Consider the following 23,264-nt stretch of genomic DNA (forward strand, 5'->3'; position numbering starts at 1 on the left):
CCTTTTTTATATAATTCTTCATTTCCAAAAAACTCTATTTTCTTTTTTAAATCACTATTAAATTTAAAATGGATTTTTTCCTTAGGCATTTGTAATTCTGCATAGGTTATAGTATATCGTAATGAACGGGTTTCAATAACAGCTTGTTTTATTTCTTCCTTACTGTCTTTATATTCTTCTAATATTTTATTTTTCTTTTCTTCAGAAATTTCACTATAATATTCCTCTTTAATTACCTTATAATATTCCTCTGCTTCAGGGAATTTAAAATTAACAAATTTATTTTCCTTATGAGCATAAGAATTACGTATAACATTCATGTCTTCAGTACTTAAAGTATCAATCATATTTTTTGTCATATTATATTTGAAATCATTAATTTTATAATTATTCATATATCTAAAATACAAAAAATTAGACTGATCATATGCAATTAAAGGCATTTGATTGATTTCCTCAGCATGAGAAAATCTTGGGTCAGCGGGATAACGTTCTCCAAAAATGGTTAATAATTCCACTTCTTTAGGAAAGATTGTACTTATTTCATATATATCACTTTCTATTCCCTCATCAATATATGTATATTTAGAATAATCTTCTTTAGTTTTGCAGCTTATAAAAAGTAAAATACCTAATAATAAAATAGAGTTTTTCATAAAAGGTTAGTTTTTCAATATTTGCATAGATATAAAAAATAAAAATAAAGACTTTATATTATTACCGTTTAAAGATTTAGTTTTATTTCTTTGCCTTAGGTCGTATTACATATAAACCACCTGAATGCGGGAATATGTTTGAAATGTTATATATGTATATAAATATATATCCTTTTTTGTATAATTCTTCAGTGCCAAAGAAGATAATTTTACCATTACCTAATAAATTATATTTAAACTTAATATTTTCATTAGGCATATGTAAATTAATGAAATCTGTTTTATAATAGATAGACATCAAATTTTTCATTTGATTTCTTTTATTCTCATTATCAGGGTATTTTTCATAAATTATTTTAATATTTTCCTTTGATATGGTATCTTTTAATTCACTTTTTGTCTTATAATATTTTTCAGCTTCAGGGAATTTAAAATCTACTAAATCATTTTTTTTCTTATAATTATCCTCAAAAATCTTTTTGTATCTTTTAATACTATCCTCGTTATTAATGGTATCTTTTTTATTAGTTAGACAATTATATTTCATATAATAAGCAATAGAATTATCACGGTCATATATAATAAAAAAAATCATATTTTTTTTATTAAAATATATCAAAGGCATATCCCATGTTTTTTTTTCCTGTTCAGGAGAAAACATTCCTCTAGTCAAGGTATATCCTAACATATTTTTGATTTGATATTTCTCGGACATTAGGGATACAATTTCATAGTTATTACTTTTAAGATTATCATCAATATATGTATATTTAGAATAATCTTCTTTAGTTTTGCAGCTTATTAAAAGTAAAATACCTAATAATAAAATATAGTTTTTCATAAAAGGTTAGTTTTTCAATATTTGCTCAGATATAAAAAAATAAAAATAAAGACTTTATATTATTACCGTTTAAAGATTTAGTTTTATTTCTTTGCCTTAGGTCGTATTACATATAAACCACCTGAATGTGGGAACATATCCAAATTATAAAAAATATATATATACATATATCCTTTTTTATATAATTCTTCATTACCAAAGAGTTCTATATTCTTATTTAAATTACAATTAAATTTAAAATGAATTTTTTCCTTAGGCATTTGTAATTCTGCATAGGTTATATTATACCGTAATGAACGGGTTTCAATAACAGCTTGTTTTATTTCTTCTTTACTGTCTTTATATTCTTCTAAAACTCTCTTTTTTTCTTCTTCAGAAATTTCACTATAATATTCCTTTTTAATTACCTTATAATATTCCTCTGCTTCAGGGAATTTAAAATTAACAAATTTATTTTCCTTATGAGCATAAGAATTACGTATAACATTCATGTCTTCAGTACTTAAAGTATCAATCATATTTTTTGACATATTATATTTGAAATCATTAGTTTTATTATTATTCTTATATCTAAAATACAAAAAATTAGACTGATCATATGCAATTAAAGGCATTTGATTGATTTCCTCAGCACGATAGGTTCTTGGGTCAGAAGCATAAGGGGGACCAAAAATGGTAAATAATTCCACTTCTTTAGGAAAGATTGTACTTATTTCATATTTATCACTTTCTATTCCCTCATCAATATATGTATATTTAGAATAATCTTCTTTAGTTTTACAGCTTGTAAAAAGTAAAATACCTAATAATAAAATATAGTTTTTCATACATCTAAACTTTTTTCGTCAATAAAAATACAGTAAATAAAATTATCATATCGTTTATAGTATTGATTCCAGATTCCTCTAAATACTATTCCATGTAATGAATCTGTCTTTTCATATAATCCTGATTCAAAATGCTTCAGTTCTTCAAGTGTATTAAATTCCTTGGCTAAAAGCTTTTGTAAGGTAGGTGTACTAATGGTTAAAAATCTAAATCCTAATTCAGTAATCTTTTCTTCTAATAAGTTTTTATTAGGTCTATCATATTGTAAAAAATCCTTCATGCTTTTCATTCCTGCTTCTTTTTTCTTTAAAAATTCCATAATAGTCTGCTCTTCTAAAAGTTCCTCAATATCTTTGCTATATTGGTCAACCAATAAATCTACTGCAATAGAAAGATGCCCGGCCATTTTACCTACCCAAGAAGGGAAAAAACCAAAGAATTTCTTTAGTGCCAGATTTCCCAATCCTTTATAATCCGGGGTGCCTGTAGACAGGCTTTGTTCCATTTCCTTTACATCAATAACAAAGCTTAGGGTTTCAAATATCTTAGTACTCAGGTTTGCTGCTGTGTGTACAGGATGGCTTTGGGCGAAAACTTCCAATTGGTTTAGTCCCAGGGTGGTGGCATAGTGGGTGTCTCCCTGCAGGGTAGGGTGTGCCACACGAAAACCGGTATTAGATGCCCGCTTTATATTACGTACATTTCCGTCTATCATAGTAATATCCGTATCATATACGTTTTTGCGGTGTATTACCCTTCCATCCGTGTACATAAGAGAACCTTTTTCTAACTCGCGTATAGCCAGCGTATAAGAATATTCCTTAAACTTGTCCAATGCTTTTGCAGTAGCTTCTTTCATGGCATCTTTGGCTACTCCCTTTATTTTTCCTTTTATTTTTTCTTTGGCCTGATCTATTTTCTTTTGGGTATAATCCTCCTGGTTTAACAATAATTGCAGGTAAATAACATTTCCCTCACTGCTTCGTATTTCGGGAAACTGGTAATTGATTCCGGGTTTTATAAAATATAAATCGGGAATATCGGGTAGCCCCACACTAAGGTAATCCCGAAAAGAAACCGGTAAGCTTTCTTTCTGGTATACCGGTCCGTTATTATTAATTGACCCGATACTGTATGAGGGTTTGTATTCTGCCACGCAATATATTTCTATATCTCCCGGAGTATTATCTTCTTTTACAAAGTCTATAGTCAAATCATTATACAGTATTTTAATAGGAACACAGGCCCTGTTTTCTTCATTGATATAGGCATACTTAGGTCCACCTTTAATTTCCCGATCACTGGCTATAAAATCAAATCCCAATCCCAGCTGTAAGTCATAAAAGGAAATATGTAGCCGGCTCAGGTCTTCATCTATGACATCGTTTGCCTCATTATATATAGGAATATTCTTGGTTTCAATCTGGAAAAACACAGTATCACCTAAACAGGCTTTGTGTATTTTAATAAGCCCATCTCTATCAGAGCTCCACCAGCCCCGTATAATATATTTGCCCCCGGTTTTGGGTTCTTCAGGGTCTCCGCAAATCATTTCCGCATCGGTAGTGAGCTCTATGGCCTCTCCGGCATTTATGGTAAAATTCTCATTATAACAGGTTAGGGTTTCGTATTCCTGAATTATCTTTTTTCCTGCTATTTTCACTATTTTTCCTCCTGCCATAACTCTTAAAATAATCTGGATTTTTCCCCGCTGTTCGTTTTAAAATTTTCACGAGAATGAAACTGGGTTTTTCCTTGAGTTGAAGTTACTTTTTCTTGTGCATTTTCCATTGCTTCTTTTGCTTTAGAGCTTATATTTCCTAGAGCTTCTTCATAGATATCCGCGGCAAACAAGGAATACTGCCTGCCTACCTGGGTGGAGGAATTTTTCCCTACGCTTGTGGTTTGATCTATTCCCACGTTGGTAACCATATTTTTTCCGGCACTCAGCTTTATATCTTCCCCGGCATGTACAGAAAAATTTTTAGGCGCATGTATCGAGATATTCCCTTCACCATCCATAAACATTTTGTTTCCGCTGGGGTCTTCTATCAAGATAGAACCCTTCCCTTGGGCATCATTAAAGATAATCTTGGTCCCACTGCGGGTTTGTATCACCTTTATATCATTCCCCTGCGTATAATACGCCGCAATTTCCCCTCCGTTATAGGCGGTCCCCAGTACTACCGGACATTCGGCATTGCCTCCTTGAAAGGCACATAAGACCATTTCCCCAATCTCCGGGTTAAAATACGTGCCCTTGCTTCCCCCACTATGCGGCTGTATCACCTGCACCCAAGGGGTACTGCTGTTTGACGGCTGCTGCCAGGTAAATTGTACCCGTACCCTTCCCATTTTCTGTGGGTCTTTATTATCTATAACCTTGGCATGCTGGATGTCTGCCTTGGGGGTATTGCTAAGGTCTGTGTAAAAAGGTACACTCAGGTCTTTGGGCACTCCGTAAAAGGTATTGGTATACCCCTCACCATCGGCAAAGTCATGTATAATCTCCGTGATTTTATAGGATTCTATAGGTACTTTTCCGTTTTTGAATATTTTATGATCCGGAATCCAAACCAGCATCTTAGCTATATCTCCGAGCATTATATTCGGATTATTGGAGGTTACTTCTATATCTATCAGGTTTTGTCTTTTTTTGTTTTCCCTCAAAACCGCCTGTTCTATATCCCGTCGACTCTGAGGCAGCAGGCTTTGTTCGTAAAAGCCCGAAGGTTCTACATGGAAGAGCTTTTGGGATACCTGATCGGCATATTGCTGGAAGGGGTTTTTTGAAGCTTCTACCGACTGCCCGGAAGAGTCTACACTATAGCTCTGAGACTGCTTGGGGTCGTATCCGCTATAGTGGTAGTGCTGGGGCTGTACCTCCATTTTCAATTCATAGTCATAGACATCTTCTCCTTCCATCAGTTCGGTAATCTTTCCACCCCAGGGAGAGAAGATAAAGCGGCTGCCGTCATAGTAGAAATATTCTCCGTAACGTGCCGCCAATCGTTGGATAAAGGCAAAATCGGTCTCGTTATATTGTACTATATAGGGGATTTTTTCTTTATGGTTGGGGTTGATTGTGAAATTTATAAGGTTTTGGGGATAGTCGCGGATGACTTCTTTGATGATTTCCTCAAGGCTTTGGTTCTCAAAGCTGCGGCAATGAGACCCGTTTTCCATCAGGATAGAGGGCGATTTCCCCTGCAGGACGATTTGTTTGATCCCGTCTTTTTTGCGGGTGGAAATGCTTGTAAGTACACCGGTAAACAACGAGCAGCTTTTTCCCCATTGCTTGAAGGTAAAGGTTATGCGTTTGCCTAAATCTTTACGGCTGTTTTCTAACAGGTAGGCTTGGTTTTCTCCGTACTCATCGGGATCGCAGAGCATTTCAAAGGTATCGTGGGAATTAACCCTCTGGCGGATTTGAAGGCGGAAGTTCGTGTGGGTGAATCTTGCTTCTCCTGATATTTGTACAAAAACGCTTACCAAGGGAGAGTCGCCGTATAGGTTTTCGCGGCTTCCGCCATAGGTAGCAATTATGCCCTGTAGGGATTGTTGGCGGGCAATTTCTTCCTGGCTCAGGATTTTGAAGGGAGATGAAGGCAGTTCCTCTGGCTCCGGAAATAATGAATCTGACATAAAGCTAGGTTTTTGAGTTGTTTTTTATTAAATAACTAAATAATTAATCATTATTAACCTCATAATGAGATAAGCAAAAATAGGGTTTATTTTAATATGATGGCAACTTTTTTTTAATTATTTTTTTCTGTATTGCTTTCTATGAAAGGATTCTGTTCGGTTTGTATAACAACATTCCTACCCATGTATTATGAATAAAGGGATTCTATATTTTTGTTGACAACCAAAAAAGCAATAAATAATTTTAAAAAGATTGGAAAATTGGGTGAAGAGAAAGAAATTTAGATACTTCTTTTTTCAATTCGGCATAATTTCCGGTAGGAACTACTGTAATATTTTTGCCCGGTTCAATTCCGCAAGCCTCTGTAATAATCATAGGAATATCTAAAGAAATAGCCTCCAGTAAAAGTTGAGGGTGGTGTTCAATATATGCAGGATAGACAAGAAGAGCTATATTATGGAACAGATTATCATTATCGGCAAATTCCACCTCTATATTTTTCCAGAAATCATTTTTTTCTATGGCCTTTCCTGCAATAACTACCGGAAGCCCCAGTTCGGTTATGAGTTTTCGCATTTCATAGGCTCCTTTTCTGCCTAAAGATGAAGCAGGAAACAAAATTTTTTTCCCTTCAGGGGACTTATGTATCTTTTTTTGTGGAATATGCCAAGTGAGTAAATGACTTTTAGAAGGAAATAATTTAGCTATTTGAGTATGAGGGGTAATAATTTTACGGGCTTGTTTCAGGGCCTCATTTTCAAGGCTCCATATGGATGCGGACGCTCTGAAGTCATGCAGGGTAGGACTTTCAGAATAGGTACTGAAAGCTACATCCAGCTTTTTCTGTAAAATTTCTATTGGCAAACGGTACATAAGAACATCCAACGTTCTTCCTGCAGTATGGAAATCTTTATATAAAAAAGGAAGTAGGTTTTGTGAAACTACTAAATGAGTACTTTCTATTGGGATCAATTTAGCCATTTTACGGCAAATTTTTTGATCTTCAGCAAGCGCCAGTTCAAAAGGATTTTTTCCTTTATGTATTTTGAAATTCAGAATCCGACGTAGGGAAGGGATAGAACAAGTTTGAATATTTTTTCCCTTTAAATTCCAGCAATTTTTACTGTTTTTCAATTTATTTTCGGGCGTAAAAGGAAGGAGAACAACATCATTTTCATTAATAACCGATTCCAGGTACTTTTCATATTCGATCCATTTCTCATCCAGTATATAGGTAACTTTTCCGGTATTTTTTATTTTTTCTCTACCATTATGTAATATACAGGCTTTGTTTCCGCAGGAATAACAGTCATTTATTGAAGAAGCTTTAAAAAACTCTTTATAATTTGTGTTGAGTTCTGGATTATTTTTTTGTGAGCTTTTAAATACAACCATCAGCCGGCTATCGGTCATTTGAACTTCTATACGGAAGGGAAAATTGGAGCGGAAACGCAGGTCTATATAATTCCATTTTACAGTAGCATCGCGATTTTTTTCAGCTAATGAACCGGCAATCACCTGAGAGTGCCTATGTCGCTCTATAATTTGAAAATCAGCTTTTAAAGCAGCATCATATAAAGCATTGGAAAGTTGGCATAAGCCGCCGCCCTTGGTAGGAACAATACAGCCTTCTTTTACTTCTCTTCCGGTAACAAATCCCTTACCGAAGTTGGGGTTTCCTATATATTTCCAAAAACTGAAAATTTCTCCGGCAGGAATTTCCACTCCGTTAATATTCCGGGCTGCCAGTCTTAAATTCTGGATTTTGCCGGCAGTAAGTATCCAATTATCTTCCTGGTCGTCCGCATTCCATAAGTAACTTTCTGATGCGGAAATAATCGGTAGGTCTATAAGGGCTTTTTTATCAGGAAATTTTTTATTTCCTTCCAGAGCATTTTTTAGCATTCTTTGGGCAGATAATAGGCAGGTTTTGGTAGTAAAAAGAGTGTTCCGATATAAATTATGTTTTTTTGCCAGTATTAATTTTTTGTTCATAGTAGACTTTAGTTAAGAACTTTTTACGACCAAAAATACATAAAAAATATTATAATAAAATCTAAAAAAAAGAAGCTATGTGGGCAAGAATAAAATATTTTTATCTTTGCACAAATTTTTCAAAATATGAAATGTGGAATTGTGGGCTTACCCAATGTAGGAAAATCTACTTTATTTAACTGTTTATCCAATGCAAAGGCTCAGTCGGCCAATTATCCTTTCTGTACTATAGAACCCAATGTGGGTACCGTATCAGTGCCAGATCTTCGATTAAATAAATTAGAAGAACTGGTAATTCCGGAAAGAGTGGTGCCTGCAGTGGTGGAAATTGTAGATATAGCCGGATTGGTAAAAGGTGCCAGCAAAGGAGAAGGTTTGGGAAACCAGTTTTTGGCAAATATACGGGAAACGAATGCCATTATTCATGTTTTACGATGTTTTCAGGATGATAATATTACTCATGTGGAAGGGAGTATAGATCCTGTGAGAGACAAAGAGATTATTGATATAGAGCTACAACTGAAAGACCTTGAGACTATAGAGAAAAAACTTGAAAAATCTAAAAGAGCAGCAAAAGCCGGAAATAAAGAAGAGCAGTTAATAGTTTCCGTTTTAGAGAAACTACAGAAATTTATAGAAGAAGGACGCAATGCCAGAGAATATGAAACGGATGAAATTACCGGTCCGGTTGTGGCAGACTTACAGTTACTTACTTTCAAACCTATTCTATATGTATGTAATGTTGATGAAAAATCTGCGAAGAGCGGGAATGAGTTTGTAGAAAAAGTACGAGAAAAAGTAAAAAATGAAAAAGCTGAAATTATTGTATTGGCAGCCCAGATAGAAGCAGATATATCTGAATTGGAAACCTATGAAGAAAGACAGATCTTTTTAGAAGAATTAGGATTGGAAGAACCGGGCGTAAATCGTTTAATTCGTCAGGCATATCATTTGTTAGATCTTCAAACTTATTTTACGGCAGGAGTAAAAGAAGTTAGAGCTTGGACCATACAAAAAGGATGGACGGCACCACAGGCAGCAGGGGTTATTCATACGGATTTTGAAAAAGGATTTATCAGAGCTGAAGTTATTGCGTATGAAGATTTTGTAAAATATGGTTCTGAAGCCAAGGTTAAGGAAGCAGGAAAACTATCGGTAGAAGGAAAAGAATATGTAGTAAAGGACGGAGATATTATGCATTTTCGTTTTAATGTATAGCTAATCTTTGGGTTTAGCTTCAATTTACTAAGATTAGTATTAGTATTGATTTTTTATTATTAAAAAAGAATAAGTATTTTATCTTATATTTGTATATTTGTAGCTATTTGTTAATTAAATAGCTATTTTTTTGTTTTTATTTTAATAATTATTATTTCAGTCTTTAAGAAATTGAAAATTATTCATTGTTTAATTATTGGTGAAATAAAAAAAAAATTACATATTTGTACCCAATAATTAAATTGTTTATGAAAAAGATCTTACTTACTATGTCAATGGCTTGCTTAACTATAGCAGGTTTTAATGCACAACTGAATAAAGGAAAAATCCAAGCTTTATCCACTGCAGCAAAAGCTCTTACCGTTACAGATGCTGAGGTACAAGATGCTGCAGCTGCATCGGTAAAATGGATGGATGAACATAATGCTACATGTTCAACCAAAGATAAAGATAAAAAGAAAAAGGCCTATGCAGATCGTTTAGAAAAAATATTCGGCCCTTATAAAAATTATGACGGATTAAAACTTAATTATAAGGTATATTATGTAATAGATGTTAATGCATTTGCAAGTCCGGATGGGAGTGTTAGAGTGTTTTCTTCTTTAATGGATATGATGACTGATGATGAAATATTAGGAATTATAGGACATGAAATAGGACATGTGAAATTAGGGCATTCCAAAAAAGCATATAAACAGGCTCTTCTTACAGCTGCTGCTGCAAAATATGCCGGATCTACTACAGGTTCTGTAGCGGATTTGGTAAATTCCGATTTAGGTGATATTGCAACTAAACTTACCGGTGCGCAGTTTTCTCAAACCCAGGAATCAGCTGCAGATGATTATGCCTACACTTTTATGGTAAATAATGGAAAAGATCCTCATGCTCTGGCTACAGCTTTTGAAAAAATTGCAAAATTGGAAAAAGAAGCCGGAGCAGATAAAAGTACCGGAACTAAGATATTTTCAAGCCATCCGGATAGTGAAAAACGAGTAAAAAGAGTAGAAAGTAAAATTAAAAAAGATAGTAAAAAATAAATAAATACTCTATAATAATAAAAAAATAAAACTACCGGCTAGCCGGTAGTTTTATTTTTTTAATTTTTTGTAAAATTAAAATAATTGATTATTTTTGCATCCGAATTGATTAACCTCTGACGAAAGACGTGAATGTTACTCAAGGTAAATAAGTCATATAATAATACATGGAACCATTAATTAAATATGTACAGGATAAGTACATTGCAAAAAAAGAATTTCCTGAATTTAATGCAGGGGATACTCTTACTGTTTATTACGAAATTAAAGAAGGTAATAAAACGAGAACCCAGTTTTTTAAAGGTGTAGTAATACAGGTAAAAGGAACAGGGGCTACAAAAACTTTTTCAATCAGAAAAATGAGTGGAGATGTAGGGGTAGAAAGAGTATTTCCTATAAATATGCCAGCTCTACAAAAAATAGAGGTAAACAGAAAAGGAAAAGTTCGTAGGTCTAGAATTTACTACTTTAGAGATTTAAGAGGTAAAAAAGCCAGAATTAAAGATGCAAGAGTAAAAGAAGCATAGATTTACTATTCTTTATAATATAACGAAAGGACTGAAAATTCATTTTCAGTCCTTTTTGTTTTTATAAACTTCAAAGCTGTGGTCTGTATATAAAATTATAATTTTTTGTATTTCTTTTTCGTTTGTATTTTCTTTATTTAATTTTTCATTACTATGAGAATCTTCAATTTTGTTACTATTGTTAGCATTTTCATTAAAAGTAGACTTTATTATTTCCTCCGGGTTTTGTTCTTCAGATTTCCTATTGTCATCATCTAAAGGAAAAAGGAGAGGAGAGGAGAGAGTTTCAATAGGCTCTAAATAAGAAGCATCTTCTGTTTTTATTGAGCTGTTATCTTCGTTATTTTGAGATTTTAAAGGTTTCCCTTTGCCTAATATTAGCCAGTCAGAATTTATTTCAGGAAAACAACGTAAAGTACTTTCCAAAAAATCTAAGGAAGGTTTATTTCTTCCTGAAGTTATATGAGAAATTCCGGATCGTTGTACCTGAATTTTATCGGCAAATTCACTAGGTGTTAATCCTAAGATTTCTATTAATGCAATTATTCTTTTGTTAATTTCCATATTTTACATTTGTATATTTAGTTACATATGTAACATACTAGTTTTTATGCAAAATTAATTAAAATATCTCAACAACTTACATAAAAACATTTAAATCTCACTTTAACACAATCTTTAAATAATTAAATATATTTTATTGGTAAACAATAATTTGAATTATATAAAATAAGCATATCTATTTTTTTCAGACAAAACGGCATAGTTTTCATTATCAAAAACATTTCAATTATTTACATTTGTAATTTACAAATGTAAATAATTGAAAACTCTCTATTTTTGAATATATTTGTAAAAAAGTATCTTATGTCCACAGAATTAAAAATCGTTGATCTAGAGCAAAATTTAGACGTTGAAGAAATTTTCAATAACAGATATGTCAATCCTAAAAAATTAAATGACTTCCTAGTAAAAAATTATAAAGAGAATCTAACCTTGTTGGGATATTCTGTTTGTAAAAAACCTATTTTTAAATTATCTATAGGGGTTGGTAAAAAGAATATTCTTCTGTGGACTCAAATGCATGGTAATGAAACTACAGGAACACTGAGTGTTTTAGATTTATTAAAATTTTTAAAAAACGAAAATAAATTAGCAAAAGAGATTTTCGAAAAATTTACATTAGATATAGTTTTAATGCTAAATCCGGACGGATCAGAAATCTGGACGCGAAGGAATATTATGAATATAGATGTAAATCGTGATTTTTTAGCGGAAGCTTCTCCTGAAATCCGAATTTTAAAAAATCTTGTAAAAGAGAAAATCTATGATTTAGCTTTTAATCTTCATGATCAAAGAACTATCTATGGAGTAGGGACAACAAACCATTCAGCTACATTGTCGTTTTTGTCGCCTTCAGTTTCAGAAGATAGAGAAATTACAGAAATAAGAAAACAATCTATGGGAATAATAGCTTCTATATATAAAGAAATAACTAAAATATTACCTAATAAAATTGCCCGATATTCCGATGAATTTTATCCGCGTTCTGTTGGAGATAATTTTCAAAAGTTAGGAATTCCTACCCTTTTATTCGAAGGAGGACATTATCCTAATGATTATTACAGACAGAAAACAAGAAAATATTTTACTTTGGCCTTAATTACAGCTTTACATTCTGCGCTTAAAGATAAATCTACTTGGAAAGATAATTATAAAGATTATTTAGAAATCCCCGAAAATTCAGTTTCATTTTATGATATAATTTATAGAAATGTAGCATTGTCTGAAGATGTAAAAAATACGGTTGATATAGCTATTCAGTACTCAGAGTTCATATTTCCTGAAGAAGAGGATATTTCTTTTGTAGCCAAAATTGAAGAGATTGGAGATTTGTCTTTTTTATATGGTCATAAAGAAATTAATGCAGAAGGAAGAAGATTTTATTCTGAAAATAATAAGTATCCTAAAATAAATATGGAGGCAGATTTTCAATTAGATGAATGGGTGATAGTTAATGGGAATAAGTTGGAATCAATAGTATAATAAAATAATACTTATATTTGTAACTATATTTAGAATATTAATTATTAGATGTTTTTTAATTCTTTTAACTACGCAATTTTTTTATTAATAGTATTTATTTTATATTGGTTTGTTTTCAATAAAAAATTAAAAATTCAGAATCTTTTTCTTTTAGTTTGTAGTTATTATTTTTATTCTTGTTGGGATCGTAGATTTCTTATTTTACTTATATTTTCTACTTTATTAGACTTTTTTTCAGGAATAATGATTGAAAGGCATAATAATAAAAGAAAAAGACGTTTTTGGTTATTGCTTAGTATTATCATAAATTTAGGTTTTTTAGGTTTTTTTAAATATTATAACTTTTTTATACAATCATTTGCTGAGTTATTATCTAATTTAGGTATAAAGCCTCATATTTGGACTCTTCAAATTATTTTACCGGTAGGAATTTCCTTTTATACTTTTCATGGACTTTCATATGTAATAGATATTTATAAAAAAAGAATTCCTGTAGAAAAAAATTTTGTGGATTATGCACTGTTTGTAAGTTTTTTTGCTTTATTGGTTGCGGGTCCTATAGAAAGAGCTACCCATTTACTTCCTCAGTTAAAGAAAAAGAGAAATTTTAATTATTATCAAGCAGTAGATGGATTGCGCCAGATTTTATGGGGATTATTTAAAAAAATAGTAATTGCTGATAATTGTGCACATTATGTAAATATTATTTTTGATTCTTCAGATACATTATCAGGAAGTGAACTTGTTACAGGGGCAATATTATTTGCTTTCCAAATTTATGGTGATTTTTCAGGTTATTCAGACATTGCTTTAGGATCATCCAGGCTTTTAGGGATAAACTTGCTCAAAAATTTTAATTATCCTTATTTTTCCAGGGATGTAGCAGAATTTTGGAGACGTTGGCATATTTCTTTGTCTTCATGGTTTAAAGATTATTTGTACATTCCTTTGGGAGGAAGTCGTGGAGGTACTTGGATGAGAATTAGAAATACATTTATTATTTTTTTGGTTAGTGGTTTTTGGCATGGTGCTAATTGGACTTTTATATTTTGGGGAGGATTAAATGCATTGTTCATTATGCCTTCTATCATATTAAAAACAAATCGTCATAATTTAGATATTGTAGCACAAGGAAAAAAACTACCCTCTTTAAAAGAATTTACATCTATTTTATTGACTTTTATCATTATTACCTTTGCATGGATATTTTTTAGATCAGAAAATTTACATCATGCTGTATCTTATATTTCGAAAATATTTAATGCAGATTTATTCACAGTTCCTTTTATTCAGGATAGGAGGAAATTGTTTAGAATAATTGTGGTTTTTATATTAATATTGTTTTTCTTAATTATAGAATGGATAGGGAGAGAAAATAATTATGCTTTAGAAAAATTGGGTAATAATTGGAATTTTATAATCAGATGGTTCTTTTATTCATTTATTATTTTCTTAATTTTTATGTATATGGAAATAAAAGGTTCACCATTTATTTATTTTCAATTTTAATATTTATAAACAATGTTTAAAAATAAACAAATAATAAGATTTCTGACTAAAATTATATGTTTTTTAGGTTTTTCTATGGTTACTTATTTTTTACTTTTAATTATATGGGGAACATTTTTACCTATTTTTATCAATAAAAATTTACAATTTAAATTTAGAACAGAAGGACATACTTATACACGTTTAAAAGAAGCGGACACGGTAAAAAATGTAGATATTCTTTTTATAGGAAGTTCTCATGTCTTTAGAGGATATGATCCTAGAGTTTTTGAAAAAAATAATTTAAAAATATTCGATCTGAGTTCTGTAGCACAAACTCCTGTAATTTCGAAATTATTATTTGAAAAATATATTCATACCATGAATCCAAAATTGATTATATTAGATATATATCCCACTATTTTGGATATGGATAGAGCTGAAGCAAAAGCAGATTATTTATCTAGTACTGAATTTAGTATGACAAATTTAAAATTAGCAGTTCAATCTAAAAATATATTAGTAATTAATACTTTCTTATACTCTACGTTTTTTCATAGTAGTGGAATATTTGATTCTTATAAAGAACCTAAAAAAAGGTTATATGATAAATATAATTTAAAAGGAAATTACGATGAGTATATCGGTGGGGGATTTGTTGAGACTTCATATAAAAATGGAAATTATGTTCCTGAAAAATTTAAATCTGTAAAATTAGGGTTTCATCATTCTAATATAGAAGAACTTAAAAAATTAATTACACTTATTAAAGAACATAATATTAAATTTATATTAATACAGACTCCTGTAACTAAAAATTTATTTAATTCAATTACTAATAATCGTGATATAGACAAGCAATTTTCTTCTTACGGACCCTATTATAATTTTAATACTATTTTAGATATACCAACTCAGTATTTTTATGATTCGAATCATTTTACGCAAGAGGGAGTAAAATTATTTGACCAAGAATTTATAAATTACATGAAAAAAGATTCAACTTTTGTTTCTGCATTACCATTACATTAAGTTTGGAAAAAATGGTTAATTGGTATGTATAATTAATTCATAATTTTTGTTGGAATATTTAAATATAAATCAAAAAATATATTAAAAAAACTATTTTTTAGGATTTTCCCTATTAGGTTTAATGCCATTTTCTTCCGTAATATACTTAATATTTCCTATTCTAATATCATTAGAATAAACACTTATACAATTTGGATCTTTCTCCCAATATTCCTTAACAGTATATCCATTCATGGCTCCTGAATATTTTCCTTTTTCTACCTTTAAATTGTCAGGATTAACTATAATTTTTAAATCTGTTGCCAAATTCATCATTTCCATATCTCCACGGCTATTTCCTCCAACTATCATAGGTTGGGTTTTAATATATGTATAAATAGCCTCAGCTTTGCCATTATCTTGAGGATATGGGAAAATCAGTTTATTAGTTACTTTATTGTCAGACGAAATTACAGATTTCATTCCTATAATTCTTTCTTTAGGAATTCCTAGTTCATAATTGATAAATCCCTGATATAATAATTCTGTTGAAGCAGTTACTACCCATATTTCAAAGCCATATTCTTTAAGGTTCGCTAATAATTGTTTCATCTCTGGATAAAATTTTCCTTGAAATTTCTGTTGATAGGTGTTCATACCTATTTTTTCAATTTCATAAGGAGACATCCCTGAAAGAAAATTTAAACTATTTTGCAAATATCCATATTCTTCTTTAGGGTGTATAAGTTCATCTATATATTTCATTTTTTCTTGAGATTTAGCATCTTTTTTTCCATAATAGTTATCTTTCGCATAACTATAAATTGCTTCTTCAGATAAGTAAAAAGGAGACTGTCCTAAGAGTGTACCATCGCAGTCAAATACAGCGACTTTACGTTCTGTTTTTGTGAGTGTTGAATTGAGAAAAGATTCCAGACGCTGATTTATTTCATCAGAAAAGCCATATATTTTCCTATAAGTTTGTGATTGAAAAAAAGATGGTATTAATAGAGCAAACCATAAAAAAAAATTTAGGATTAATTTTTTCATACTTAATTTTGTCTTATATCAGGTTGTAAAATTACAAACAATTATATTTATGTGCTATTTTATTGTCTAATGTTTATATTTTAATTATGAAAGTCTATTTTATAAGAAATTATTATTATTCAATTTCAATTATGTAGATAATAAAGTTTGTACTATATTTTTTCAGTTTTCTTTTAATTTATCATTAACCACTCTTTCTTAAATACAAGCAAGCAAAATAATAGTAAGTAATTATGGTTAATAACAAACTATATTTTTTTTCCGCTAAATATATAATGATAAATCAATGTAGTTAAAAATAGTGAAACAAATTTATTAGTTGTTTAAGCTATTAATTAAAAATAATACTTCAAAGATTTTATTAATAGTAGTATCTGAAAAATATATAAAGCAAAAATATATCTAAATCACTAATTTTGTAATTTCGTTTAAATTCAATAATAAAAAATAATTAAATGTCAACAGATAACAATATTTTACAAACTATCATTATTGGGTCAGGACCCGCAGGATTTACAGCTGCAATTTATGCGGCAAGAGCCGAAATACATCCGATTTTAATTTCCGGTATGGAACTAGGCGGACAATTAACTACCACGACGGAAGTGGAAAATTTCCCAGGGTATCCGGAAGGAATTACAGGTCCGGAAATGATGTTGCAACTTCAAAAACAAGCTGAAAAATTTGGTGCAAAGTTAATTGTAGATACAGTTACTGAAATAGTTTTTGGAGAAAATCCAGGAGATATTCATCAAGTAATAACTTCCTCGGGGAAAGAATATCAAACTAGAACTGTAATCATATCAACAGGAGCAAGTGCAAAATATCTCGGTAAAGATTTTGAAGAAAAATATAAAGGAGGAGGAGTTTCTGCCTGTGCAACCTGTGACGGTTTTTTTTACAGAGGAAAAAATGTTGTAGTAGTAGGAGGTGGAGATACAGCTGTAGAAGAGGCTACCTATTTGGCTAAAATATGTAAAAGAGTTTATATGGTTGTTAGAAAAGATTATTTACGAGCTTCTAAAATTATGCAGGAAAGATTAGTCCAAACCCCAAATATTACACTAATGTATAATCATGAAGTTGTTGATTTAAAAGGAGAAAACAATTTAGTAGCCGGGGCAGTTGTAGTAAATAATAAAACCAATGAACAAACCGTATTAGAAGTAGATGGTATATTTATAGCTATTGGTCACCAACCTAATACTAAAGTATTTCAAGGAAAAATTGATATGGATGAAACCGGATATATTCAGGTAAAACCATTTTCAACAGAAACGAATGTTCCCGGAGTTTTTGCGGCAGGTGATGTAGCAGATAAACATTACAGACAGGCTATTACAGCTGCTGGTTCTGGTTGTATGGCAGCCTTGGATGCAGAAAAATATTTAATACTTAATAACCATTAAATTGTTTAAGGTTTTCATAACTTCATGAATTTTTCCAGTGAAATATTAGAACAGGCTGTAGAAGAAATTTCAAAATTACCCGGAATAGGAAAAAGAACAGCTTTAAGGTTAGCACTTCATTTGTTGGATGTACCCATAATTCAGACAGAAAATTTAACAAAAGCATTGTCTAATTTAGTAAATGAAATAAAACATTGTAAAATTTGTAATAACCTTTCTGATACAGATATTTGCCATGTTTGTTCTAATATATATCGTGATGATAAAATTATATGTGTAGTTGAAGATATACGTGATGTAATGGCTATAGAAAGTACACATCAATATACAGGAAAATATCATGTGCTGGGAGGAAAGATATCTCCTATGGAAGGAATAAGCCCTGCCGATTTGTGTATTACTCCGTTATTAAAACGAATAAAAGAACAAAAAGTAGAAGAAATTATATTTGCATTAAGTGCAACTATAGAAGGAGATACAACTATGTTTTATATTTACAAAATTTTAGGAGATACCGACATTAAATTTACAACCATAGCAAGAGGAATAGGTATAGGTGAAGAGTTAGAATATACAGATGAACTTACTTTAATAAGATCGATTCAAAATAGAATTCCTTATCATCAAAATATAAAAAAAGATTGATTTAAATTAAAAAAACCTGAAGTGATTACTTCAGGTTTTTTTAATTTTTTAACCTCCTATATATGCTTATATTTGTAGGAATTTATTTGACAGCATTTGGAAACAAAAGAAAAAAAAAATTTAAAAAGAGGACTTACTAATCGACATATTCAGCTAATAGCTTTAGGAGGAGCTATAGGTACAGGATTATTTTTAGGAATAGGACCTGCAGCCGTTATGGCAGGACCTTCGGTTATTTTAGGCTATGCTTTTGCCGGATTTATTGCCTTTATGATTATGCGCCAATTGGGGGAAATGGTAGTCGAAGAACCGGTATCAGGAAGTTTTAGTTATTTTGCCTATAAATATTGGGGACCGTTTGCAGGATTCATCTCTGGTTGGAATTATTGGATATTGTATATTTTCGTAAGTATGGCTGAATTAACAGCTATAGGCACCTATGTTCAATTTTGGTGGCCTCATATACCATTATGGGTTTCCAGTTTATTTTTTTTCTTGATAATAAATGCTATCAATTTGGCAAATGTTAAAATATATGGAGAAGCCGAATTTTGGTTTGCAATAATAAAAGTTATAGCTATTATTGCAATGATAGTATTTGGCTGTTATTTATTACTTAGCGGTACAGGCGGCCCCCATGCTTCTATAGCCAATCTTTGGAATGATGAAGGTTTTTTTCCAAAAGGTTTTTTTTCAATGAATGAAAATGGAAAATATCAGGGATTGTTGGCGGCTATGGCTATAATCATGTTTTCATTTGGTGGTTTGGAACTTATAGGTATTACTTCTGCTGAAGCAGAACATCCGGAAAAAACCATTCCTAAAGCAACTAATCAAGTTATATATCGAATTTTGATTTTTTATGTAGGCGCTTTAATAATTTTATTTTCACTTTCTCCTTGGAGAGAAATTACAATTGACAGTAGCCCTTTTGTTACTGTTTTTAATACTTTAAAAGGTTTTCGATTTACAATTACTGGATTTACAATTTATTTCACCCATATTGTAGCAAATATTTTAAACTTAGTAGTTTTAACTGCTGCTTTATCAGTATATAACAGTAGTGTATATTGCAATAGCCGAATGTTATATGGATTATCTATTCAAGGTAATGCTCCGAAGTTTTTATCTCGTTTAAATAAAAATCATGTTCCTATCATGGCTATTCTTGTATCTGCTGTTTTTGCTGCTATATGTGTTATTATTAATAAATTAATACCACAAGAAGCACTAGAATATTTAATGTCCTTCGTTGTTTCCGCTTTAATTATTAACTGGATAATGATAAGTTTAACTCACTTATTTTTCAGGAAATCTAAAAATAAAGATAAAATAATACCGAAATTTAGATCGTTCGGCTATCCTGTTACAAATTATATATGCTTAATATTTCTAATAGGTATATTAATAATTATGTGGCTTACTGGTATGAAATTATCTGTAGAATTAATTCCAGTTTGGTTAATTATTTTATTTATAGGCTATAAATTTGTTCAACAAAATAAAAAACAAAAATAATTTTTTATTTGATTTATATTTTGATTTTTAAATTTAATTTATAATAAATAGAAATTCAAATATTATAGAATTTTTGTATATCATGAGGATATTATTTTCGAGTCAGTAATTATATGCATAGTTCATAACAAATTCTTTATATAGAGGCGGAAAAAAAGGAATAAGGATTATTTATTAACACTGGATCAGTAAATAAATGGTTACTTAGTTTCATCTAATAGAGGAGTATAAGTATTTGAATCATCTCTCTATAAAATACATAATAAATAATGAAATGTTTAATGGTTATATAAAATTATAGACGGAACACAGAATGATTTGAAAGAGTTAACCTCTGATACTATCTGATATTAATGGTGTAGGAACAACTTCGCAATTGTTCATGAGTAGAACAGTTGCAGGCATAATTTGGTACTTCTGCAAATAAATATATGAATTTCTATATCGATTTACATTATTAAGCTTTTTAAAATTTATATAAAAAGCTCCTTATTAATAATGATAAATATTCCTAATTCAGGTTTCTAATGGACTAATATAGACTTGTAACCTATGGTAGGTTTGCCTTAATAAATTACAGAATATACTTAAATAAACCAATTAAATTATACCTTTGAGATACCTGAACTCAAAATTATGGCAATGTTAGCTCAATTTTCCTTAATCAAAATATTAAGAATCATTTGTTAACGATTACTTTTCGAAATGAAGTAATGATTATAATTTATGTTATTTTAATCATTTTTCTAAAATTTCTGAGAGTATTTGTGCAGATGTTGAATTAGGAAAAGTAATACTTATTTTTTGTGAAATAGTGGGAGCTATTTCAGTAATGTATTTTTTATTATGATTAATTCCATGTGGTATTTTCCAACCATAAAATATAGCCGGAACATGAGTATCATAAGTATAAGAACTTCCATGCGAAGTACCTTGTATCATATATTCCATATAGGCAGGGTCTAATAATACATAAATTTGTCCGTTTTGTGTCTTGTCATATCCTCTGAAAATCATAGAACCATGTTCGTCAGTAGCAGAAGCATTAAGTATTTGTTTTTCGGTATAGGTTCTTTTTACTCCCGGAAAAGTTTCTATATAATCGGCAAATGTTTCAAATACATCTTCTTTGTTTATACCGTCTTTTTTGATTGCTTCTTCATCAAAATACACATTTTGGTTATAATATGTTGATATAAAATCGTTACCATAAGTTTTTACAGAAAAATCTTTCAATTTTTGTTCTATTTCTTTTCTTTTTAAAGAAAATACCTCATATCCCTTATCATGAAGATATAAAGGATTTTCTGCTCCGGAATGGTCAGCCGTCAAAAAAAGTAAATAATTTTCTTTTCCAACTTTTGTATCTAAATAGGAAAGAATATCAGCGATTAAAAGGTCTAAACGCAAGTATGTATCTTCAGTTTCTATTGATCTGGGAGACGTTTGATGGGAAATAACATCTGTAGCGGAAAAACTAAGAGTTAAAAAATCTGTATCATTATCCTGTCCTAAATTTTCTTTTTGTATAAGTTCCTTGGCAAAATCAACAATCATATTGTTAGTAAAAGGAGTAGATTTTAAAACTTTAGCACCATCTTTTTCATAAGCAGATTTTAAATTATAAGGGAAAATAGCTTTATTATCTTTGTTTATGGATAAAATTTCATAAGGATTTTCATCGGGTAAGCTTTCTTGATAAAATGTTTGATCTTTCAGTAGTTTCCATCCTTCATTAATATATTTCATATATATTTTTTCATTATTAAATGAATTAACCCATTGGGGAAAATCTTTCCCATAAAAAGAACTGGAAATGAAATTTCCATTATTAGATAACCAATATGCTCTATTAGCAAAATGACCTGCAGGTAATATGGCCCCACGGTCTTTCATACTAATTCCAAATACTTTTCCTCGAAAATTTGTAGCTAATCTTAATTCATCTGTTATAGTTGTAGATTGTAAATTTTTTGGAGACATTAATCCTTCCTCTGGTTTCTCAGGATTTCCTTGTGGGGTTACTGTAGAATCCTCTGTGCAATATATTTTTGTTTTGGAATTTCTTATGTACCAACTATTGCCCAATATCCCATGATTTACAGGTGTAGTACCGGTATATACAGAGGCATGTCCGGGTGCGGTATGTGTAGGTACATAATTATAGTGCATGTTAGTATATAAATACCCTTTATCTATTAATCTATTAAAACCATTTTTTGAGAAATAAGGACCGAATCTATATAAATATTCCATTCTCATTTGATCAACAACAATGCCTACAATCAATTTAGGTCTTTCAATTTGAGCATATGAATATAATGTAAAATTAAGAAGTAATAAAACGGTTATTTTTTTTATGTTCATTATATTTTTTTGTTTTTGGAAAAAATTAATAATTAAATTTTAAATGAAATAAAACTAATGGTTAAAAAATATAAAATTAATATATATTAAAATTTTGTGAGTTTTTCAAGGGCAAATTGAATCATTGAATCAATGGCTGAATAGGGATCTTTACTAAAAGTACCCGAATATCTGTTAGTTACTATAGTATTTAAAGAAAGGGCTTTATGTCCCATAAGATGCGATAATCCATAAATAGCCGAAGTTTCCATTTCAAAATTTGTAATGCGATTATTATTATATGTAAATTTAGTTAATTGTTCATTCATAGATTCATTATCTAAATTTAAACGTAATATTCTTCCTTGAGGTCCATAAAAACCAATGGCTGTAGCTGTAATCCCTGATATAACTTTAGAATTTTCTGTCATTAAATGCAGTAATTCTTCAGATCCTTCTGCTAAATAGGGTAAAGCTCTTTTTGGATTCCATTTTGTTTGTATAATAAACTCCTTAGCTATAGGATTCTCATAAAAAGATTCTGTATTTGCATAAAAGCTCATTAGCCCATCAAAACCTAGTCCGTAAGTGGAAGCAACTATTGTATCAACAGGAATATCTTTCTGAATTGCACCGGAAGTTCCTAAACGTACAAATGTTAATTGTTTACGAATTGGTTTAATTTCCTTTTTTTTCAAATCAATATTGGCTAAAGCATCCAGTTCATTTAGAACTATATCTATATTATCAGTTCCCATACCTGTAGATATAACAGTTAGCCTTTTTTGATTAAGTATACCTGTGTTAACGATAATCTCTCTTTTTTGTGAGCGAGTTTCAATCGCATCAAAGTATTTTGATACATTTGAAACACGATTTTGGTCCCCAACTAGAATGATAGTATCTGCTAATTCTTCGGGTTTTATATTACAATGATAAATACTTCCGTCAGGATTTAATACTAATTCAGAACTCGATAATTTACTTGCCATTTTTTTATTAG

The 23,264-nt window shown here is 30.4% G+C and carries 19 protein-coding genes; 9 read left to right on the top strand and 10 right to left on the bottom strand.

The window, feature by feature from the left end:
• From C4S77_RS04495 to C4S77_RS04520, 6 genes are all read right to left on the bottom strand, one after another.
• Positions 1 to 656: hypothetical protein (locus C4S77_RS04495; protein ID WP_146106025.1), on the bottom strand; the 656-nt coding region annotated here is incomplete at its 3' end.
• 82 nt (positions 657 to 738) lie between these two features.
• The gene (locus C4S77_RS04500; RefSeq protein ID WP_105246378.1) at positions 739 to 1,497 is read right to left on the bottom strand and encodes a hypothetical protein; all 759 of its coding nucleotides are present in this window, start codon (positions 1,495 to 1,497) and stop codon (positions 739 to 741) included.
• Positions 1,498 to 1,580: 83 nt separating this feature from the next.
• Positions 1,581 to 2,324: a hypothetical protein gene (locus C4S77_RS04505; protein ID WP_105246380.1), complete on the bottom strand. Its 744-nt coding sequence runs from the start codon at positions 2,322 to 2,324 to the stop codon at positions 1,581 to 1,583.
• Complete coding sequence (locus C4S77_RS04510; RefSeq protein ID WP_105246381.1) at positions 2,321 to 4,006, bottom strand: hypothetical protein; 1,686 nt, start codon at positions 4,004 to 4,006, stop codon at positions 2,321 to 2,323. Before C4S77_RS04510 ends, C4S77_RS04505 begins: the two co-directional genes overlap by 4 nt.
• A gap of 5 nt (positions 4,007 to 4,011) precedes the next feature.
• Positions 4,012 to 5,970 (bottom strand): type VI secretion system Vgr family protein, encoded by a 1,959-nt coding sequence (locus C4S77_RS04515; RefSeq protein WP_105246383.1) that lies wholly within the window; start codon positions 5,968 to 5,970, stop codon positions 4,012 to 4,014.
• Positions 5,971 to 6,214: 244 nt separating this feature from the next.
• A complete protein-coding gene (locus tag C4S77_RS04520) occupies positions 6,215 to 7,966 on the bottom strand; it encodes a VanW family protein (RefSeq protein WP_105246385.1) in 1,752 nt (583 codons plus the stop codon).
• Between the two features lie 126 nt (positions 7,967 to 8,092).
• Between C4S77_RS04520 and ychF the strand changes: the two genes are divergently transcribed.
• The 3 genes from ychF to rplS all read left to right on the top strand — a co-directional run bounded on the left by ychF (position 8,093) and on the right by rplS (position 10,748).
• On the top strand, positions 8,093 to 9,184 hold the full coding sequence (gene ychF / locus C4S77_RS04525; protein ID WP_105246386.1) for a redox-regulated ATPase YchF: 1,092 nt from the start codon (positions 8,093 to 8,095) through the stop codon (positions 9,182 to 9,184).
• 248 nt (positions 9,185 to 9,432) lie between these two features.
• Positions 9,433 to 10,221, top strand: a complete 789-nt coding sequence (locus C4S77_RS04530) for a M48 family metallopeptidase (protein ID WP_105246388.1) — start codon at positions 9,433 to 9,435, stop codon at positions 10,219 to 10,221.
• Between the two features lie 167 nt (positions 10,222 to 10,388).
• Positions 10,389 to 10,748, top strand: coding sequence for a 50S ribosomal protein L19 (gene rplS, locus C4S77_RS04535; protein ID WP_105193129.1), 360 nt, complete (start codon positions 10,389 to 10,391; stop codon positions 10,746 to 10,748).
• A gap of 45 nt (positions 10,749 to 10,793) precedes the next feature.
• On the opposite strand, the gene C4S77_RS04540 is transcribed toward rplS, so the two are convergent.
• Positions 10,794 to 11,312: a helix-turn-helix domain-containing protein gene (locus tag C4S77_RS04540; protein ID WP_105246390.1), complete on the bottom strand. Its 519-nt coding sequence runs from the start codon at positions 11,310 to 11,312 to the stop codon at positions 10,794 to 10,796.
• Between the two features lie 303 nt (positions 11,313 to 11,615).
• On the opposite strand from C4S77_RS04540, the gene C4S77_RS04545 reads away from it, so the two are divergent.
• The 3 genes from C4S77_RS04545 to C4S77_RS04555 are packed head-to-tail and all read left to right on the top strand — an operon-like array spanning position 11,616 to position 15,314.
• Positions 11,616 to 12,794 carry a M14 family zinc carboxypeptidase gene (locus tag C4S77_RS04545; protein ID WP_105246392.1) on the top strand — a complete coding sequence of 393 codons (1,179 nt, stop codon included), beginning with the start codon at positions 11,616 to 11,618 and terminating at the stop codon, positions 12,792 to 12,794.
• A 48-nt stretch (positions 12,795 to 12,842) separates the two neighbouring features.
• A complete protein-coding gene (locus tag C4S77_RS04550) occupies positions 12,843 to 14,303 on the top strand; it encodes an MBOAT family O-acyltransferase (RefSeq protein ID WP_105246394.1) in 1,461 nt (486 codons plus the stop codon).
• 12 nt (positions 14,304 to 14,315) lie between these two features.
• The gene (locus C4S77_RS04555) at positions 14,316 to 15,314 is read left to right on the top strand and encodes a hypothetical protein (RefSeq protein WP_105246396.1); all 999 of its coding nucleotides are present in this window, start codon (positions 14,316 to 14,318) and stop codon (positions 15,312 to 15,314) included.
• A gap of 90 nt (positions 15,315 to 15,404) precedes the next feature.
• On the opposite strand, the gene C4S77_RS04560 is transcribed toward C4S77_RS04555, so the two are convergent.
• Entirely contained in the window at positions 15,405 to 16,343 is a 939-nt protein-coding gene (locus C4S77_RS04560; RefSeq protein ID WP_105246398.1) for an HAD family hydrolase, read from the bottom strand.
• Positions 16,344 to 16,798: 455 nt separating this feature from the next.
• On the opposite strand from C4S77_RS04560, the gene trxB reads away from it, so the two are divergent.
• The 3 genes from trxB (at position 16,799) to C4S77_RS04575 (ending at position 19,915) form a co-directional block, all read left to right on the top strand.
• Entirely contained in the window at positions 16,799 to 17,752 is a 954-nt protein-coding gene (trxB, locus tag C4S77_RS04565) for a thioredoxin-disulfide reductase (RefSeq protein WP_105246400.1), read from the top strand.
• Positions 17,753 to 17,776: 24 nt separating this feature from the next.
• Positions 17,777 to 18,397, top strand: coding sequence for a recombination mediator RecR (recR, locus tag C4S77_RS04570; RefSeq protein WP_105246401.1), 621 nt, complete (start codon positions 17,777 to 17,779; stop codon positions 18,395 to 18,397).
• A gap of 96 nt (positions 18,398 to 18,493) precedes the next feature.
• Positions 18,494 to 19,915 (top strand): amino acid permease, encoded by a 1,422-nt coding sequence (locus C4S77_RS04575; RefSeq protein WP_105246403.1) that lies wholly within the window; start codon positions 18,494 to 18,496, stop codon positions 19,913 to 19,915.
• Positions 19,916 to 20,653: 738 nt separating this feature from the next.
• On the opposite strand, the gene pafA is transcribed toward C4S77_RS04575, so the two are convergent.
• Both pafA and C4S77_RS04585 read right to left on the bottom strand, forming a co-directional pair.
• On the bottom strand, positions 20,654 to 22,282 hold the full coding sequence (pafA, locus tag C4S77_RS04580) for an alkaline phosphatase PafA (RefSeq protein ID WP_105246405.1): 1,629 nt from the start codon (positions 22,280 to 22,282) through the stop codon (positions 20,654 to 20,656).
• Positions 22,283 to 22,368: 86 nt separating this feature from the next.
• Positions 22,369 to 23,253 carry a nucleoside phosphorylase gene (locus C4S77_RS04585; RefSeq protein ID WP_105246407.1) on the bottom strand — a complete coding sequence of 295 codons (885 nt, stop codon included), beginning with the start codon at positions 23,251 to 23,253 and terminating at the stop codon, positions 22,369 to 22,371.
• Between the last annotated feature and the right edge of the window lie 11 nt (positions 23,254 to 23,264).

This window comes from Apibacter adventoris, assembly GCF_002964975.1.
Classification (GTDB): Bacteria; Bacteroidota; Bacteroidia; order Flavobacteriales; family Weeksellaceae; genus Apibacter; species Apibacter adventoris.